Source organism: Cohnella phaseoli, assembly GCF_003386235.1.
GTDB lineage: Bacteria > Bacillota > Bacilli > Paenibacillales > Paenibacillaceae > Cohnella > Cohnella phaseoli.
The window spans coordinates 1-18,338 of sequence record NZ_QRDZ01000001.1; the positions used below are offsets into that span (position 1 = coordinate 1).

Annotated in this window: 12 protein-coding genes; 10 read left to right on the forward strand and 2 right to left on the reverse strand. The window is 50.6% G+C overall.

Annotation, left to right across the window (positions count from 1 at the left end):
* Positions 1-595 precede the first annotated feature (595 nt).
* Positions 596-3,310 (forward strand): pyruvate, phosphate dikinase, encoded by a 2,715-nt coding sequence (gene ppdK / locus DFP98_RS00015; RefSeq protein ID WP_116058508.1) that lies wholly within the window; start codon positions 596-598, stop codon positions 3,308-3,310.
* A gap of 34 nt (positions 3,311-3,344) precedes the next feature.
* Positions 3,345-3,992, forward strand: coding sequence for a helix-turn-helix transcriptional regulator (locus DFP98_RS00020; RefSeq protein ID WP_116058509.1), 648 nt, complete (start codon positions 3,345-3,347; stop codon positions 3,990-3,992).
* On the opposite strand, the gene DFP98_RS00025 is transcribed toward DFP98_RS00020, so the two are convergent.
* The gene (locus DFP98_RS00025; RefSeq protein WP_116058510.1) at positions 3,958-4,956 is read right to left on the reverse strand and encodes a helix-turn-helix transcriptional regulator; all 999 of its coding nucleotides are present in this window, start codon (positions 4,954-4,956) and stop codon (positions 3,958-3,960) included. The two genes, DFP98_RS00020 and DFP98_RS00025, sit on opposite strands and share 35 nt — an antisense overlap.
* A 209-nt stretch (positions 4,957-5,165) precedes the next feature.
* Between DFP98_RS00025 and DFP98_RS00030 the strand changes: the two genes are divergently transcribed.
* A complete protein-coding gene (locus DFP98_RS00030) occupies positions 5,166-6,617 on the forward strand; it encodes an MFS transporter (RefSeq protein ID WP_116058511.1) in 1,452 nt (483 codons plus the stop codon).
* 107 nt (positions 6,618-6,724) lie between these two features.
* Positions 6,725-7,858: an SGNH/GDSL hydrolase family protein gene (locus tag DFP98_RS00035; RefSeq protein ID WP_181917394.1), complete on the forward strand. Its 1,134-nt coding sequence runs from the start codon at positions 6,725-6,727 to the stop codon at positions 7,856-7,858.
* A 26-nt stretch (positions 7,859-7,884) separates the two neighbouring features.
* On the opposite strand, the gene DFP98_RS00040 is transcribed toward DFP98_RS00035, so the two are convergent.
* On the reverse strand, positions 7,885-8,826 hold the full coding sequence (locus DFP98_RS00040) for an AraC family transcriptional regulator (RefSeq protein WP_116058513.1): 942 nt from the start codon (positions 8,824-8,826) through the stop codon (positions 7,885-7,887).
* 188 nt (positions 8,827-9,014) lie between these two features.
* On the opposite strand from DFP98_RS00040, the gene DFP98_RS00045 reads away from it, so the two are divergent.
* From DFP98_RS00045 to DFP98_RS00070, 6 genes are all read left to right on the forward strand, one after another.
* On the forward strand, positions 9,015-10,940 hold the full coding sequence (locus tag DFP98_RS00045; RefSeq protein ID WP_181917395.1) for an ADP-ribosylglycohydrolase family protein: 1,926 nt from the start codon (positions 9,015-9,017) through the stop codon (positions 10,938-10,940).
* Between the two features lie 62 nt (positions 10,941-11,002).
* Positions 11,003-12,388, forward strand: a complete 1,386-nt coding sequence (locus tag DFP98_RS00050) for an ABC transporter substrate-binding protein (protein ID WP_116058515.1) — start codon at positions 11,003-11,005, stop codon at positions 12,386-12,388.
* An 80-nt stretch (positions 12,389-12,468) separates the two neighbouring features.
* A complete protein-coding gene (locus DFP98_RS00055; protein ID WP_116058516.1) occupies positions 12,469-13,587 on the forward strand; it encodes an ABC transporter ATP-binding protein in 1,119 nt (372 codons plus the stop codon).
* Positions 13,581-16,544: an extracellular solute-binding protein gene (locus tag DFP98_RS00060; RefSeq protein WP_116058517.1), complete on the forward strand. Its 2,964-nt coding sequence runs from the start codon at positions 13,581-13,583 to the stop codon at positions 16,542-16,544. Before DFP98_RS00055 ends, DFP98_RS00060 begins: the two co-directional genes overlap by 7 nt.
* A complete protein-coding gene (locus DFP98_RS00065; RefSeq protein ID WP_116058518.1) occupies positions 16,541-17,479 on the forward strand; it encodes a carbohydrate ABC transporter permease in 939 nt (312 codons plus the stop codon). Before DFP98_RS00060 ends, DFP98_RS00065 begins: the two co-directional genes overlap by 4 nt.
* Positions 17,472-18,332: a carbohydrate ABC transporter permease gene (locus DFP98_RS00070; RefSeq protein ID WP_116058519.1), complete on the forward strand. Its 861-nt coding sequence runs from the start codon at positions 17,472-17,474 to the stop codon at positions 18,330-18,332. Before DFP98_RS00065 ends, DFP98_RS00070 begins: the two co-directional genes overlap by 8 nt.
* Positions 18,333-18,338 lie beyond the last annotated feature (6 nt).

Here is an 18,338-nt window from a genome sequence, read left to right on the forward strand (position 1 = left end):
TCGCCCCGGCACGGGCACGGGACGTGGCAGGGGGGGGGTGGAAGAGGGCCCCCCCCGGGGGGGGGTTTTTCGGCTCTCTCTTCCCGGGGGAGCCCCGGGGGGGGGGGGGGGGGGGGGGGAGGTTCGGGAGGCTGCCCGGGTCAAGAAAGCTGTGATTAAGGTTAAGCTGGATTAACGAAACTAAAATCTTACCAAACATAAGCTCCGGAATATGTCCTTGCGACGGTTCAGGAGCTTTTTGGCGTTTGCCAAGGCTCAAAAACGGTCATTTTGCCAGGTTAGTTATCAATTTGGGTATTTAATATGAGTCATAAATAACGAAATTAGAACAATAATATGAGTATTATATATTGATTAAATTCGATTGGTGACTTATATTGAAAATACATTAAATTCAACGAGGTGGTATTAATGTCGGGAATGGTCAATTATGATGACACAATATCTTCAAGTGTAACTTCTAATGAACTTGGAATCGTACTGTGTAAATATTGTTCGTCGATGATCGGCACGTTGCCGACGAACGGATTCAAGAAGCTCTACGGCGTATGCGATAGCGAGGAATGTCAAGGCGAGAATCGGAAGGGGAACGGGTATGAGCGTTAAGCAAGTGTTTGATTTTCATGAAGGCAATGCAAGCATGAAAAGCGTTCTGGGGGGCAAAGGGGCCCATCTCGCCGAGATGACGCGCGCGGGGCTTCAGGTGCCTCCCGGCTTTACAATTTCAACGGCCGCATGTCTGTCTTATTTTCAAGGGAATGAAGGATTGTCGGAGGAACTGTGGCAGGAGACGCAGTCCGCACTGAGGAGACTGGAGGAACGCAAAGGACAGAAACTGGGCAACGCGGACAATCCGCTGCTCGTCTCTGTCCGCTCGGGTTCCGTCACTTCGATGCCGGGAATGATGGATACGCTGCTTAACTTGGGGCTCAACGACGAGACGGTGCAAGGATTGGCTCGGCAGACCGGCAATGCTAGATTCGCCTACGATTGCTACCGCAGGCTGCTGCAGATGTTTGGCGAGGTTGTGCTGGGGATCGAGGGGTTCCGTTTCGAGAAAATACTAAGCCGGGTTAAGTCGGCGCGCGGAGCGGAGACGGACCAGCAGTTGTCGGCGGATGGGCTGTGCGAATTAATCGAGGAATACAAGGGATGCATTGTTGCCCGGGCCGGCCGGCCGTTCCCCGAGGATGTTCACGAACAGCTTCGCCTGGCGATTCAGGCTGTTTTCAGCTCGTGGCATAATCCCCGCGCGAAGTTTTACCGCCAATTAAACCGGATTCCCGACGATCAGGGAACGGCCGTTAACATTCAGAGCATGGTGTTCGGCAACCTGGGAAGCGACTGCGGTACCGGGGTCGTGTTTACGAGAAATCCGTCCACCGGAGAGAAAGACTTGTATGGGGAATATCTAATCGACGCCCAAGGCGAGGACGTAGTCGCGGGTTCGAGAACGCCTCAGCCTGTCGCTTCGCTGCGCAACGACATGCCGGATACATACGAAGAGCTGCTGCGGGTGGCGAAGCGGCTGGAGAATCACTATAGAGACATGCAGGATATCGAATTCACGGTCGAGAAAGGCAAACTCTATATTCTTCAGACGAGAAACGGCAAGAGGAACGCGCAGGCGGCTGTCAAAATCGCGGTGGATTTGGTCAAGGAGGGCGTCATCGCGAAGGAAGAGGCTCTCCAAAGAATCGAGGCGTCCCACCTCGACCAGCTCCTGCACCGCGGCATCGACGAGAGCGCGGTCGCTGACGTGCTGGCTACGGGACTGCCCGCTTCTCCCGGAGCCGCATCGGGGCGGGCGGCTTTCGATGCGGACACCGCGGCGCGGTGGAGCAGAGACGGGATCAAGGTACTGCTCGTTCGTCCCGAGACGACGCCGGAAGACATACATGGCGTACTGGTATCTGAAGGTGTGGTTACAAGCAGGGGAGGCATGACCAGCCATGCCGCCGTAGTCGCCAGAGGCATGGGCAAGCCGTGCGTATGCGGATGCGAAAGTCTCGATATCGATGAGGAGCGTGGACAGATGACCGTAGGTTCTCGAACGGTCAAGGAAGGAGATCTGCTAACGATCGACGGCGCCAGCGGCCGCGTAATCGTCGGAGAGGTCCCGCTTCGCGAACCGAAGATGACCGAGCAGCTGTCGGAGCTATTGGGCTGGGCGGATGCGATACGCACGTTGGAAGTGCGCGCGAATGCCGACAACCCTGACGATGCCCGGACGGGCAGGCAGTTCGGAGCGCAAGGCATCGGACTGTGCCGGACGGAGCATATGTTTTTTGCGCCGGACCGTCTTCCGGTCGTGCAACGGATGATCGTGGCGGACGACGACGCGGAGCGCAATAAGGCGTTGGCTCAGCTTCTTCCTATGCAGCAATCGGACTTCGAGGGAATGTTCGAGCAGATGAACGGACTGCCGGTAACGATTCGGCTGCTTGATCCTCCGCTTCACGAGTTTCTTCCGCAGGAGAAGGAGCTGCTGAAACGGCTGGAGGAACTGGCGGATACGGTCGAGCCCGGCGAAGCCGAGAAAGCCGAGAAAAAGGCGATTGAAGCAACGCTTCGTAAAGTCAGGTCATTGGCCGAAGTGAATCCGATGCTCGGTTTGCGGGGGTGCCGGCTCGGTCTCGTTCATCCGGAAATATACGATATGCAGGCGGAGGCGATCTTCAGAGCCGCTTCCCGCTGCAGGGAGCGCGGAATTTCGGTCGAATTGGAAATCATGGTGCCGTTGGTCGGCCATGTGAACGAACTGGAGATTCTTCGCAATCGTATCGATCATGCGGCTAGACGCGTGAAGGAAGAAGAGGGCGGAATAGACGCCGCGTACAAGGTAGGAACGATGATCGAAGTTCCGCGGGCGGCGCTGACCGCCGGTCAAATCGCCCGGCATGCGGATTTCTTCTCCTTCGGCACGAACGATCTCACTCAGATGACCTATGGCTACAGTCGCGACGATGCGGAAGGAAAGTTCCTTACGCATTACCTGGATCACAAGCTGCTGCAGGTCAATCCGTTCCAATCGCTGGATACCGACGGCGTAGGAAAGCTGATCGAATGGGGCGTCTCCTCCGGCAGAGCGGAGAAGCCCGAGCTCAAAACGGGAATATGCGGAGAGCACGGCGGAGACAAGGAGTCGATTTTCTTCTGCCACCGCGTCGGACTGAACTACGTGAGCTGTTCGCCGTTCCGCTTGCCGATGGCGCGTATTGCGGCGGCTCAGGCGGCGATCGCGTATGGCCGTCCGCAAGGAGACGCGGCGAAATCCTCGAGCTCGGTTTCATCGTTGCCCGCGGTTTGATAGAATATAGGGATGAAGGTTAGACGAGGGGGCAATCGCCATCGAACTGACATCCCGCCAACAGCAAATATTGAAGATCGTCGAGGAAGATCAGCCGATTTCCGGCGAGCAAATCGCCGAGCGGCTCAACTTGACAAGGCCCATGATCCGTTCGGATTTGGCTATGCTGGTCATGCTCGAATATTTAGAAGCCAAGCCCAAGGTGGGTTACACCTTGGGCAGCGGTTTTGTACATAAGAAAGGGGCGTCGTTGGAACGCCTGTTTGAGATGCGGGTAGGAGACTATCAGTCCGCGCCCGTTGTTATCCCCGAGACCGCGACGGTCGGAGACGCGGTCGTCTCGCTGTTCCTGGAGGATGTCGGCACCCTGTTCGTGATCGATGCGGCGGGTTGCCTAGCCGGCGTCGTATCCCGCAAGGACTTGCTGCGGATCACGATCGGCAACGCTGCCGCGGCTTCGATGCCGATCAGCCTTGTTATGACCCGCCAGCCGAATATTCACACGATCATGCCCGACGAGCGGCTGCTCGCCGCCGCCAGCAAAATGATTTCCTACGAGGTGGACAGCCTGCCTGTCGTGAACGCTGCAAGCGTTCCGGGCGATCCGCACAAGTTGGAAGTGATCGGGAGAATCACGAAGACGACGATTACGAAAGTGTTGCTGGAGCTTGCGCTCGACTAATTCGTTTTACGTATTCGCTTGGATTGCAGCCATATTGTTTGCGAAAGGTCGTTGTGAAATTGCTGGCGTTGCTATAACCGACAGAAGCTGCGATTTCGCCAATGTTCAATCGTTCTGCTTCTATATACGCAAGGGCCTTCTCCATCCTTTTTTGACGCACAAGCTCGAAGATCGTCATCCCAAACAATTCGCGAAACCCTTTTTTTAGCTTGAATTCATTCATTCCAACCCGCCTGGACAACTCCCTGATCGATAACGGTTGTTCGAAATGATGCTGCACTAATTCGCGGGTTTGCTGCAATTTGGCCCTATCGTCATGGCGAAGCGTCATGCTTCCGCCAACAGTCCCGTATTCGTCCGATTCGCCAAACAATGCAATAAATTCAAGCGCTTTGCTTTCCAGATATAGCCGTTTCATCGTTCCCAGATGCGTGCAATTCATCATGTCCGAAACGCATCTTTGGATGGCTGGAGTGTCCGGATAACGATCGATATTTCCGCGATAATGGCTAAGCCAGGTTTCCATTTTCCGTTTCTCCGTCAAATCCCCTGCATAATACAACAGCTCGTCCGGGGTCAGCCTGATTTCCACCATTTGATTCCGGATGCCTGCTTTCTTCTCCTCATAAACCCGAACATCTTCCAGAAAAGTAACATTGCCTGTTTTTGAGCTTGTAAGACTCCTCTTGCCGTTCCATTCGTAATTCATTTCTCCGCTTACGCAATAACTCAATTCAAACAGCTGGCAGGATTCTTGAAGCTGAAGCTTCATATCTTCTTCGAACGTAATATCCGTAATCATGATTTCCATACCCGGACGAATTCGCGTCCTGGTCATGAATCCTTTGCCTATATGAGCGGGAATGGTAAGCCGCTGTTCCTGATTGCTTTGCTGAACGTGTCCCTCGACCATTCTCGTAAATTGATCAAATAATTCATGAATCGTAGTGATATTTAATAACATCGCAAAATCACCTCCTTGGCATTTACATAATTGAATTCTACTGTATCCCGCAATTTACATTCAAGCAAGCTCCATCAATAGGGAATTGAAGTTTTCTCCCTTAGCAGGGAATCGGTCTCCCTCGGCAGGTAGAGAAAAAAATCAAGGTGAATGATAATGATAGTTGCCGGATTTAATAAACCGGTGGGCATTTGAGGAGGGAATACAATTTGGCAAATCATCCATCAATTACATTGCAAGCAGACGATAAACTTCAGCTGCAGGTTGATCCGCGGCGTTGGTACGCGCTGGCGGTTATTCTTCTGCCCGTACTGCTTAATTCCTTGAACACCTATATGATTCAGGTCGCACTCCCGTCTATACAAGATAGCTTGAATGCCAGTTTTTCCGATGCACAGCTAATCGTCGCCGGCTTTTCTCTCAGTTTGGCTGTAGCGCTTATTGTCGGCGGGAAACTTGGCGATATCTACGGGAGAAAACGGCTGCTGCTTATCGGAGTGAGCGGATTTACGATTATGGCCATGCTCGCTGGATTGACCTCGAACCCAACTTTGCTGATTGTCTTTCGGATTGTACAAGGGCTCGCCGCGGCACTTATCCAACCCCAGGTGTTATCCATGATGCAGGTTAATTTTCTGCCGCGGGAAAAGGGGCTTGTATTCAGTATTTACGGCGCTTTGATGGGATTCGGGTTCGCATTCGGTCTCATCCTGGGAGGAATTCTCGTCAATTGGAACGTGTACGATCTTGGTTGGCGGACCGTTTTTTTCTTCAATGTCCCCTTCGGCATCCTTGTCCTTCTGTGTTTGCCGCTTCTGTCGGAGTCGAGCGGCGGAAGGCCGCAAAAAATCGATTGGATCGGCACCTTATTAATTATAGGAGGATTGTTTCTGCTCGTTTATCCATTGTCCGAAGGGCAAAAACAGGGCTGGCCGTTTTGGATATGGGGCTGTCTGATCCTATCGCTTTTATTGTTGTCCGCCTTTATCGCATTTGAGATTCGCAAACAAAAAGGGGAGGGGACCGCGCTTGTTGATTTAACCATTTTCAAACGGCGTTTATTCGGGATAGGGATGATTTCGGCCGTTTTGACCTATTTCAGCATGTTCTCCTTCTTTTTTCTCTTAACCTATTATTTGCAGTTCGGCCTGCACTTTGATGCACAAGGGACGAGTCTCGTTTTTCTGCCTCTGGGCGGCGGCTTTTTCCTGACTTCTCTGCTGTCATCGCGAATGATAAACAGGTGGGGAATGATTGTGCTGAAAATAGGGGCCTTGGTATCGGGGATATGTTTTTTCTTATTTATTTGGTTGCTTCATATTGATTCGGTACATCTATTGAGTATTCAATACCTTGTGCTTCTGCTTGTGTACGGCTTGGGGCTTGGTCTTGTCACAACTCCTCTTACTCGAGTCGTACTGGGCACGGTTCCGTCCAAGGATGCAGGAACAGGCTCGGGTTTGTTTAATACGTTTATGTATTTGTCCAATTCGCTCGGAGTGGCGTTGATCGGTATTTTGTTTTCCGCTTCATTGGGACAGCCTTTGGGAAGTGCTGATTTGTCGGACTATGCAAGAGCGTTTGCCGTCTCTTTAGCTGTATGCGGAGTACTTGCAGTGGCTGCGTTTGTTTGCCTTTGTTTCCTGCGTGAGCGGAATTAAATTTTTGACGGCCCGTAAATCTTAACCCAGTTCATTTTTAATCCTTCCAAAAGCTGATAGGATAAAAACATGATCAACTTCAAACAACAATTTTGGGAGGTACAGCCTTGCAGACAAACCCAGTAGAGCAATCTAACGAAACTCGGATCCCGCAAAAAATATGTACGTTTAACGATGCATGGACGGAATGGTTGCAGGGAAGCAAGTTCCCGATTGCTTTTTTCGGAGACAGTACGGTCGACGGCGCGAATACGACGGGATGGGTGGCCAATACGATTGGAGTAGACGGCGCTTCGCCGAACGCCTTCTCGAAGAAGCTGGAGGAATTGCTTCGTCAAGCTGCGAACAACGAGGTATTGCGCATCTATAACTCGGGTTTTACCGGAACGAATGCTAGCTGGGCAGTAACGATATTGGAGGAACAGTATGGCGTAACGTCCGCTTATCATGACACGCGGATGATCGGAATTGGTTTTGGCATCAACGACCGGCTTCTCTATCCGAACGAAAAAGCCTATCGAGACGGGTTCAAAGGATCTATCGAACAAATCATTAACTGGTGCTACTCGAAGAACATCCAACCTTTTCTGCTGACAACTCAAGCGATACTCGAACCCGGGGTGAAAACGGAATATGCGGACGACTATCCGATGAGAACGAGCGAACATGTCGCGAGCATAGCCAACGAAGTGAAGAGGGAGCTAGCGGAGAAGTACGGACTCCAGCTCGTCGATATGAACAAATATACGGAATCCTTCCTACTGTACTCCTCTATCAGCGTGCAGAAGATCATTTCGGACCGGCTGCACTTCGGAGACATGGGTCATCGGTATGAAGCGGAAGTTCTGTTCTCCTGTCTGTCCCCTCGTACGATCGTCGCGGACGGGTACACCAAAATCGATTATTCCAGTCAGAAAATCAAAGACAGCGTACCCGACGACTGGTTGACAATACCCGAGGCGCCGACGGATAGTTTTAAAGTTTACGTGGAACATACGAAGGCGGACACAACCGATAGGAACATCATGTCCGCATGGGTTTTCGTTAACGCCAGACGGAAGCTGACGCTAAGGGCCTATAAAGGAAGTTCGCCGGATACTTATGTCAAAATAAACGGCAACAACCGAAGCTTGGACGGTGAGGAGACGATCATCGATCAATTGGATTTAGGCTTATATTATTTGGAAGTGTTCACGGGATCGTCATCAAAAGTGGACTTTAAAGGCTTTATTCTCGATTAGTGAAACTTGCAACGAACAGCTCCTATCTAAATTAGATTAGGAGCTGTTGTTTTTGTTGAGGACGAATTAGTCGCATATAAGACGGTTTGATAGTTTGCGCGATATTGCGATGGCGATAAACCTTCCAGCTTTTTGAATGTTTTGCTGAAGTACAGAGGGTTCTCGAAGCTTAATTCAAAGGCGATATCCTGCACGGACTTCTCGGTTTCCCGAAGCAAATACTTCGCTCGCTGTATGCGAAGCTGTTGCAGATACAGGTTAATCGTGATGCCGGAATATTTCTTGAAGATGTTGCAGAGATACTCGTATTTCCGGTCGAGCATTCTCTCGATCGACGCGGCGGTGCATTCCAGCATGTAGCTTTCGTTCAAAATTTCCACGAGCCGTTGGAAAGTCACGATGGATGCGGGCAGGTTAATGTCGGACATGACTTTCTCCAGCAAGTCTTCAGCGGATATTTCGATTAATTTAGCCAAGCAGCGATTTAAACGATAATGGTAATATCCTTTCGGTTTGGTGAATTCGTTGGTCATGATTTCGAACGTATGCATGCATTCATACCGACGAAACGGCGTATAAAGACGGGGAATGATCAGTTTCCCTGCCTGTTCGTTCGTGGAGGTGCGTAAAAAATTTGAACTCGTATGGCAAATCTTAAGCAGCGAGGTTAAATTATCGCCGGCATCTATTAATTCAAGAGGCGGATCGGACGTGAATTGAACCCAGAAGAAGCTTCCGCCTCCGGGCTTCCAGGCAAAATGCTCCTCCCAAGGCAATAAGAGCAGGCAGTCCCCGCCGTTCAAAGTATATTTCTCTTGTCCGACCTGAATGAATACAGGACCATCCGCAACCATGATCAATTCATAGTGCGGATTTGCTCGCGGGATCAAGAAGTTTGGGTCAATATTGTACATTCGCGACCATTTCACGTCTAGTCTGGAAAGTCCATTTAAGGAAAAGTAATCCATTCGCGACCCCTCCCTCTTTACACATTCTTCACCAAGGAAACATTAATCCAGACAATGTTGTTCTGAACTTGAAAGTCCTATAATGAAAACACTTACAATTCTACAGAAGAGTCGCCTGTTGAGTCAATCCATTCGACGAGATGGTGATGATGAGTTGTAAATAGTGAACATATAGGGAGGTGAGCGGATTGAAAAAAAGCGTATTAAATGAACAAGATTATTATCGCAAAGTATTCGGTGGATGGCTCGGCAAAAATGTCGGCGGTACTTTGGGAGGCTATGACGAGGGAAAGCCTGAATTGTTGAATTTGACTTTCTATCCTGAAATTCCGGATAAGCCCACTGCAAACGACGATCTCGATTTGCAACTCGTCTGGCTGCATGCGCTGGAGCAGTATGGCGCAAGAATCACTTCAAAGGAACTGGGACAGGAATGGGTCGAACACGTTTTCTTCCCCTTTGACGAATACGGTTATAGCCTCACGAACTTGCGCTATGGTTTGCAAGCGCCGGTAAGCGGATGGTTCAACAATCCGTTTACCGATTGCATGGGATCGCCCATTCGCTCGGAAATATGGGCAATGGTGGCGCCCGGGGCGCCGGGAGTGGCGGCGTATTACGCTTATCAGGACGCGATTGTCGATCATGCCGGAGGTGAGGGCGTATACGGCGAAATGTTCTTTGCGGCAATCGAGAGCGCTGCGTTTCTCGAATCCGACAGAGACCGACTGATTCAAATCGGCTTATCTTTTATTCCGGAACAATGCCGGATTGCGAATGCGGTTAAGGATATCCTTCATTGCAAGGAAATAGGGAAATCGTGGATCGAAGCACGGGAAATGATCGTGGGCAAATATGGGAATTACAATTTCACGGATGCCCCCCAGAATGTCGCCTTTACGATTCTTGGCTGGATCTACGGCACGGATTTCGGGGATTGTATCCTTAAGGCCGCCAACTGCGGCTATGATACGGATTGCACCGCCGCAACGTTAGGCGCGATTCTAGGAATCATTGGCGGAGCTGAAAGCATACCGGAACGATGGGTCAAACCGATCGGGCATAGTGTTGTCGTTAGCCCGCAGATTAAAGGGTTCGCCGTTCCCGCCGATCTCGATGAGCTTACTAGACGCACGCTTCAAGTCAGTAAAGAGGTCATCGCCATATGGAATATTCCGGTTACGATTGATAGTCGCAGTGCTACTTATGTTGAGGAGGATATCATACGCATCCCTGGCGAATGGATCGGCGACTATAATCCGCGCGGACTTCTGGAGCAGAGTGTGAGCGTTAATCGTTACCTGCTTCCGGAAGGAGCCGCGTTAAATCAAGGCTTGGAAGTTTCGATAGATTATGGGCACGGCGGGCCAACCGTCGGAATGACGGAGCGGAAAAAACTGATCCTCACACTAAGCAACCAATCGAAGGAAATGTGGGAGGGGAAGCTGGGGTTAGAAGCTCCGTCCTCATGGAGTACGGAAAAAGCCCCCCATTATCAGCTCCAGCCAGGTGAAAAGCTGGAATGGGAAACGGTCATCGAGACGGGCGGCGATAGACAGCCGTTCTACGAACTTTCGTTCCATATTCATCGTTGGCACGACAATTCTCTATGGAATAGTCATACCGTCCGCTTTATTTTACTATCGGCCGGCTATTGGAAGCTATGGGGGCCAAGCAGCACGCAAGCTATCGAAGCTGTCGTGCCCGGCAATCTGCTTTCTTTCTCCAAGCTGCTGGGAACGGAAGAGCCTGGAATTTATAAAGCGCAGACTCTGTTGATCAACCCGCGCAAGCGCAATGTCAGGTTAATCGTGGGTACCCCGTTCCCTGTTAAAGTGCATTTGAATGGTGAAAACGTGCTGGAAGATCATGAAATGAGAGATTTTGTCCCAGGCTATCATCGAAGCTATATGCACAGATTATTCGAGATTGAGCTTGCCGAGGGTAAACACGTACTGGACATTCAAGTCCAGAAGGGGGAAGAACTCTTGGAACTGTTCGTGCTCCCAGTAGCCTTCACCAAGACGAAGACACCCGGAGGCAATTATTATTTCACGGATATCCTCTTTGGATCAGCCGATGAGCAGTGGGATATATCCAACGTATATCAATAAAGGATAGGACGAATCTCGGTTATTTGGTAAGATCAATTCAAACGAAAAGGGGAGAGTAGACTATGACGAAGTACGGGTTATTCAATGTTATGAAAGTGCTTACAATTTGCTTGCTAACCGTGGTTATGGTGGCTTGCAACAGCAACAATGAACCGCAGCAAAGCACGGGTACGACGGAACCGACCAAGCCATCCGAGCCAAGTCCGGTAGAATCGCAAGCAACGTCTGAATCACATGAGCCCATTACGCTAAGAGTGGGTTGGGTCATTCCGCCGGAAAATCAGGATTGGCCTAAAATGTTCGAAGCGTTCACCAAGAAATTTCCTTGGATAACGGTAGAGGGCGTTTATGCCGAGAATGGCGAAGACGAGCTTATTAAAAGCATTGCGGCGGGACAACCGCTCGATGTGATCTGGAATACTTCACTGGATCGGGCAATTGAAGAGGAGCTAATCGAAGATTTAACGCCTTACGCCGAGAAGGATGCGGAATTCCAAAGCTATCCGTATCGCGAAGGGTATTTGGACAACTTCAAGAGAGACGGCAAGCTGTACGCGCTGAGCCGCGGCAATGACGGGTTCTTCATCCTTTACAACAAAGATTTATTGAAGCAGTACGGCCTGGAGAAGCCGAAGCTGGATTGGACGTGGGAAGACTTCAGAACGATGGCTAAAGCCGCTACCAATCCGGGGGCAGGCCACTTCGGCGTAGCGAACAGCGTATGGTGGTATAACTTCGTATCGATGGCAATGCCGATGGCAAATGGGCATGCGCCTAACATGGCGGCGATGAATGAGGATTTCTCGAAAAATCTGGCCGACGGTTCCGTACCCGAAGTATTGGATGATTTGAACTTCTTTCATGATTTGATGGTTAACGACGGATCCCTCTTAAATACGAAACGCGCAGCCGAAGTCAAAATCGAGATGAATTCGTTCCATATTGGCCAGTCGTTATTTTTCACAGCCATCGGCCCTGTTCTCCCAGGCTTCAAAGCACAATTCCCATTCGAATGGGATATTGCGACTATGCCTAAAGGGACAGCCAAGCAAGTTAATTTCGGCTGGTTGAGCCCGATGTCGATATCGAAAGCCAGTAAGCATAAAGAAGCGGCTTGGGAATTGATCAAATTCTGGGATGCGACCAAGGAAGGGCAGAAAACGTTGTTTGAATTCGGCGGCTCCTTCCCGAACTCCGATGACCCGGAATTGGTTGAAGCGTTCGCGAATGCGAAGGTATATGAAGGCTTCGATAAAGAGGTATTGAAGTATACGCCGGGAATTACCCGTTTCGATCCGGCAAGGTTCATCCCCGCGAGTCAAGAACTCTCGCAAACTTTCACAGATTTCGGAGCAAAAGCCTATGAGGAAGAGATCAGCGCGCACGACTTCTTCCCGTCCAGAATGCAGAAGGTAAACGAAATCCTGCAGCAAAAGCTGGCCAAATAAAGAAAAGCTTAGCAGCGGCGAAGATGACGTTAAGCTCCGGGTAAATCCGGAGCTTGGCGAAGCATAAGGGGGTAGCAACGGTGGCAAAAGTATTGTTTCAACACATTCATAAACAATACGCCGGGGAGAAGCGGGTAGCTGTTAAAGACTTTCACCTGGAAATTGAAGACGGCGAGTTTCTGGTGCTTGTCGGTCCTTCGGGCTGCGGCAAGTCCACCTTGCTCCGGATGTTGGCCGGCTTGGAGGATATAACGGAAGGAAATATTTATATCGGCGACAGGATCGTCAATTATATCTCTTCCAAGGAACGCAATATCGCCATGGTCTTCCAGAACTACGCGCTTTATCCGCATATGACTGTATACGAGAACATAGCTTTCAGCCTCAGACTGAGCAAGCTGCCGAAAGCCGAAATTCACGAGCGCGTGAACCGCGCCGCCAAAGTATTGGATATCGAATCGCAGCTGCATAAGCTGCCCAAGCAAATGTCGGGCGGACAACGACAGCGCGTTGCCTTGGGGCGGGCCATTGTCCGCGAACCCGAAGTATTCCTCATGGACGAACCCTTGTCGAATTTGGATGCGAAGCTTCGTATTCAAATGCGTGAAGAAATCGGGAAGTTATATCGCAGGCTGCGTACGACGACGGTATACGTTACACATGATCAAGTAGAGGCGATGACGATGGGAACGCGAATCGTCGCGATGAAGGACGGGGTTATTCAGCAGGTAGCCAAGCCGGAGGAAATTTACAAACGGCCTGCGAATCTGTTCGTGGCCGGTTTTATCGGATCGCCGCAAATGAATTTCATAGAAGGAACGGTACGGATTCGCGATGGGCTTTGTTTCTTTGAAACTCGCAAACACAGGCTGAGCGTACCGGAGGATAAAAGCGAATTCCTCCGCGACAACGGATTTATCGGCAAGCCGATCGTTCTTGGCATTCGGGCGGAAAACCTGCTCTATCGGAATGAAGATTTGGCGAAGCCCGAACTGCAGTTGAACGTATTCGAAGCCATTATTGAAATCAAGGAATTGTTAGGCTCGGATACTTATTTATATACAAACAACAAAGAGCAGAGAATCGTCGTGCGCGTCGATCCGAATTCCCGATTTGAAGAGGGAGAAAAGATTGACGTTGGCCTTGATATGAATCGGGCGCTTTTCTTCGATAAACACTCGGAGGCTTTAATATGCTGAAGCGTTGGAAATACCAGAAAGCCGCGTTATTGTCTATCATTCTCCTATTCTCGTTTACTAGTCCAACACCTATGCAGACCGTGAGGGGGGACCCTCACAAGGAACCCAAATCGCTGCCGATTGAGCAAGCCGACGGAATGCCTACCTATTTGCAATGGCTAGCGTTTCCGCCGTCGGGTGCAAAGAATTCAAGCTTGCTGAATCAGCCTCTCTTTCTGCATGCCGACGACAATTCGGCCATGTCCGATTCGCAGAAATACGAACCTTTGGCGGATGACGCAGGCTGGTTATCAAAGGGAGGAGAAGGTTGGATCGAATGGAAGGTGGATCTGCCGGAGAATGGCTATTACAACATAGGGTTGATCTACGATAGCGCCGATGATCATAAGACCGATTTAGGGCTTGGAATTCAGGTCGACGGAGTATCTCCTTATGTCGAGGCCCAACGTATCGTACTTAAACGGCATTATTCGGACAGCGTTTATCCACCGGTAAGAGATGAATTCGATAACGATCGGAGACCCACTTCCGTTGAGGAGAAAGGCTGGAAAAACGTTTTGCTCACCGACTATTCGGTTGACCCGAGACCCTTGAAATGGTATTTCACTCAGGGAACGCACACGATTCGGGTTGTATCCGGTCGGGATGCCATAAAACTGCAGGCACTCTATGTCGTATCGCCTCAGGATCCAGTAAGTTCAAATTCTCCAACTCAGGAAAAGGATCAATCCGAAGCAGTAACGCCAGCGTCAGGCGAATGGATGCAGAAAATTGAAGCCGAGCAAGTTTCGCTGAAATCGAATACGTCGATTCAATTGCAATCGACGGATAGCGCACTGATCTCTCCGGCAACGGATGGTCATATTCGTTACAACACGATCGGAGGCGACCAGTTCCGCAGAAGCGGGGAATGGATAGAGTGGGAATTCAATGTGCCTAAAGACGGCATTTACCATATCGGCTTTAAATATTTACAGGCATACTCCAATAATGCTTATGCTTACAGGACCATTACGATCGATGGCAAGTCCCCGTTCAAGGAGCTGCAGCAGGTCGGCTTCCCTTACAATTCATCATGGAGCTGGGACGGATTGACGCTGTCGGATGAAGAGGATCAGCCCTTGCCGATTCGTCTGACGCAAGGGAAGCACACGATCAGAATGACGGTTAGTTCCTCTCCGGTTATGCCGGTTTACGAAGGGCTGCTGCGCAACTTGCAGAAGATTGGCAAGTTGGAACAGACGATACGCAAGATTACGGGCAACTTCGAGAAATCTTATCGTACAGGGGGAAATACGGACCTTAATCGGGATTGGGATTTGGAGAAATACATTCCCGGTCTCCACGAGCAAATGGCGGTCATTATTGAGGATTTATCCGAATTGTCGGGCATGCTTGCCGATGTAACCGTGGGGCGATCGGATATCGAGAATGCGTTTAACGCGGCTGCCAGGGATTTGGCTGATTTGCGGGATCATCCGCGAACGATTCCGAATCGCTTGAATCTATTCGCGACGATACAGAACAATTTGGGGACGTGGACGTTTCGTATGCTCGATCAGCCGCTGTTGCTGGATTATCTCTGGATTGCCGAGCCCGGCGCGCAGCTTCCCAAGATCAAATCCAATTGGTCGCAACGTACAGGGCATTTGCTGGGGGGGTTCTTTCGATCCTTTACGAACGATTCCGATAATGTACGCGACAAGCCCGATGCGATTGACGTCTGGGTCAATCGAAATCGGGATTACGTTAACGTGATTCAACAATTGACGGATGAAGAGTTCACGGCCAAAACCGGCATCCCGGTTAATATCAATATCGTGCCTGATCCGCAGCTGTTTATTCTGGGCAATCTATCGGGCAGACAGCCCGATGTGGCGTTGGGCGTCGATGCGGCCATGCCGATCGACTTTGCCACGCGCGGAGCATTGACGGACTTATCCCAATTTTCCGATTATGACGAGGTCGCCAAGCGTTTCCAACCCGGCGCGTTATCGGTGTTTCATTACGACAAGAAAGATTATGCATTGCCCGAAATACAAGGCTTCAATGTTCTGCTTTATCGCACGGATATCATGGATCAATTGGGCTTAACTCCCCCGGATACATGGGAAGATGTCCTGCGGATGCTGCCGACGCTTCAGCAGAACGGATTCGATTTCTACATTCCGCCTAAGGACGGATTGCCGTTCCTGTATCAGCATGGCGCATCCTACTACACAGCCGACGGATTGAGCTCCGCGCTGGACAGCGAAGAAGCTCTGGAAGGCTTCGAGCAATGGACGGATATGTTCAATTTGTACCAAATGCCGAAGGAGGTGCCTAGTTTCTATAGTCACTTCCGAATTGGCGATATCCCGATTGGCGTCGTTGACTTCAATGCCTATCTGCAAGTTCAGTTCGCCGCCCCCGAGCTTGCGGGACGATGGAAGATCGCTCCGATTCCCGGCGTTAAACAGGCAGACGGGACGATTGTTCGATGGTCGGGCGGGGTTCTGCAGTCCGGCGTTATCTTTCAGAAGTCCAAGAAGCAGCAGGACGCATGGGAGTTTCTGAAATGGTGGACTTCCACGGACACCCAGCTGCGCTTTGGGAATGACATCGAAGCGTTGTACGGACCGGAGTATCGTTGGAATACGGCGAATAGGGAAGCCTTCCAGCTCCTGCCTTGGCCGGAGCAAGACCTAAAGACGATAAGCGAGCAGCTCCAATGGTATAAGGAAATTCCTCAGCTTCCAGGCGGGTATTTTACGGGCAGGCATCTGGAGATCGCTTGGAACAAAGTCGTGCTAGAGCGGCAAAATCCGCGCGTCGTCATGGAACAAGCGGTTATCGATATCAATCGGGAAATGATGCGGAAGCAGGTCGAGTTCGGGCTGAGGAACAGAGAGGGCGAAGTGCTGCGTACGCTTGATATTCCGCAGATTACTCAACCGTGGAGAGGAGGAACCCCATGAATTCCGGATCATCAATCAAACGAGGGCGGCAGGCGATACTGGCTACGCTATGGAAGCAGCGGGTTTCCTATCTTTTCATCGCTCCCTTTATGATCTGTTTCACGGTCTTTATCGTTATTCCCATCGTATTGGCGAACGGATTGGCGTTCTTCTCGTTCGATGCCATTTCTAGGCCGACGTTCCTTGGATGGGATAACTTTTTGGCCATTTTGACGCAGGACCGCATCTTTCTGCAAAATGCGATTCCGAACACGTTCAAGTTTGCGATTATCGTCGGTCCTTTAGGGTATGCGCTTTCTTTTTTACTGGCATGGTTGATTCATCAGCTTCCCAAGCGGATTCGCGATCTATTCACCATAGCGATTTACACGCCTTCCTTATCCGCAGGCGTTGCCATGTCGGTCGTATGGCTGGTCATCTTCAACGGCGACCGAATCGGCTACTTGAATAACTTCCTGCTGTCGGCCGGTATCGTGAGAGAGCCGCAATTATGGCTTCAGGATCCGCAATATTTCATGAACATTATGATCGTCGTTTCCTTGTGGGCAAGCATGGGCGTAGGATTCCTGGCTATGCTGGCCGGCCTGCAGACTGTAAATACCGAATTGTACGAGGCAGGCGCAATCGACGGAATTTCGAACAGGCTCCAGGAAATTTATTATATTACGATTCCGTCCATCAAACCGCAGATGTTGTTCGGAGCGATCATGTCGGTTGTCGGGACGCTGAAGGCGGGATCGATCGGAGCCTTGTTGGCCGGTTCGCCGATAACGCCGCAATACTCCGGTCATCTCATAACCAACCATATCGAAGACTATGCGTTTATCCGTTACGAGCTTGGATACGCTTCGGCGTTGTCCGTCGTGCTGCTTCTTCTCGTCTACGGAACCTCCAGGCTGTCTTTCCGGTTATTCGCCGCGAAGGGAGATGAATAAGGTGGAGCTGAGAAAGCTCGATCCGTTTCAAGCATTTACCATGCTGGGGCTCACTGTGCTGGCGCTGTTCATGCTGCTGCCGATCGTGTTTATTATCAATCATGCGTTTAAACCGATTAGCGAATTATTTCTGTATCCGCCCAGATTTTGGTCCAATCAACCGACGTTGTTCAATTTTCAACAGCTGATCCTGAAATCGCAGACGACGGTTATTCCGTTTTCCCGTTACTTGTTCAACAGCGTGCTGACGACCGTACTTACGGTAGCGGGAACGATTTTCGTCAGCTCGATGGCGGCTTACGCGTTTGCCAAGCAACGGTTCATAGGCCGTGAACTCTTTTTTTCCTTTACGATTATTGCCCTTATGTTTGCTCCGGAGACGGTAGCTATTCCGCGGTATTTGGTCATCGCTAATCTGGGGATTATGGATACCTACTTGGTTCATGTGCTGCCGCTTCTTGCCGCGCCCGTTGGCGTTTTCTTGATGAAGCAGTTTATGGATCAAATCCCTAACGAGCTGATCGAAGCCGCGAAAATCGACGGGGCGAAGGAATTCGTCGTATTTTTCCGAATTGCGCTGCCGATCTGCATGCCGGCGGTTGCCACCATCGGGATACTCGCGTTCCAAGGGTCATGGTCGCAGACGGAAACTTCGGCGCTATTCACCTTCACCGAATCCATGAAAACCCTCCCTTATTACACGTTGACGTTAACGAACGGGTTGGCCAACAACGTGGTCGGCCAAGGGGTTGCCGCTGCAGCGGGATTGATAATGTTCGTTCCGAATTTGGTCGTCTTCCTGCTATTCCAACGCAGAGTGCTGAATACGATGGCTCATTCGGGCATCAAATAGAGGAGT

Excerpts from the sequence above, each read along its gene's own strand:
- ppdK (WP_116058508.1), top strand. The coding sequence starts at position 596 with ATGAGCGTTAAGCAAGTGTTTGATTTTCATGAAGGCAATGCAAGCATG.
- DFP98_RS00025 (WP_116058510.1), bottom strand. The coding sequence starts at position 4,956 with ATGTTATTAAATATCACTACGATTCATGAATTATTTGATCAATTTACG.
- DFP98_RS00040 (WP_116058513.1), bottom strand. The coding sequence starts at position 8,826 with ATGGATTACTTTTCCTTAAATGGACTTTCCAGACTAGACGTGAAATGG.
- DFP98_RS00050 (WP_116058515.1), top strand. The coding sequence starts at position 11,003 with ATGACGAAGTACGGGTTATTCAATGTTATGAAAGTGCTTACAATTTGC.
- DFP98_RS00060 (WP_116058517.1), top strand. The coding sequence starts at position 13,581 with ATGCTGAAGCGTTGGAAATACCAGAAAGCCGCGTTATTGTCTATCATT.
- DFP98_RS00065 (WP_116058518.1), top strand. The coding sequence starts at position 16,541 with ATGAATTCCGGATCATCAATCAAACGAGGGCGGCAGGCGATACTGGCT.
- DFP98_RS00070 (WP_116058519.1), top strand. The coding sequence starts at position 17,472 with ATGAATAAGGTGGAGCTGAGAAAGCTCGATCCGTTTCAAGCATTTACC.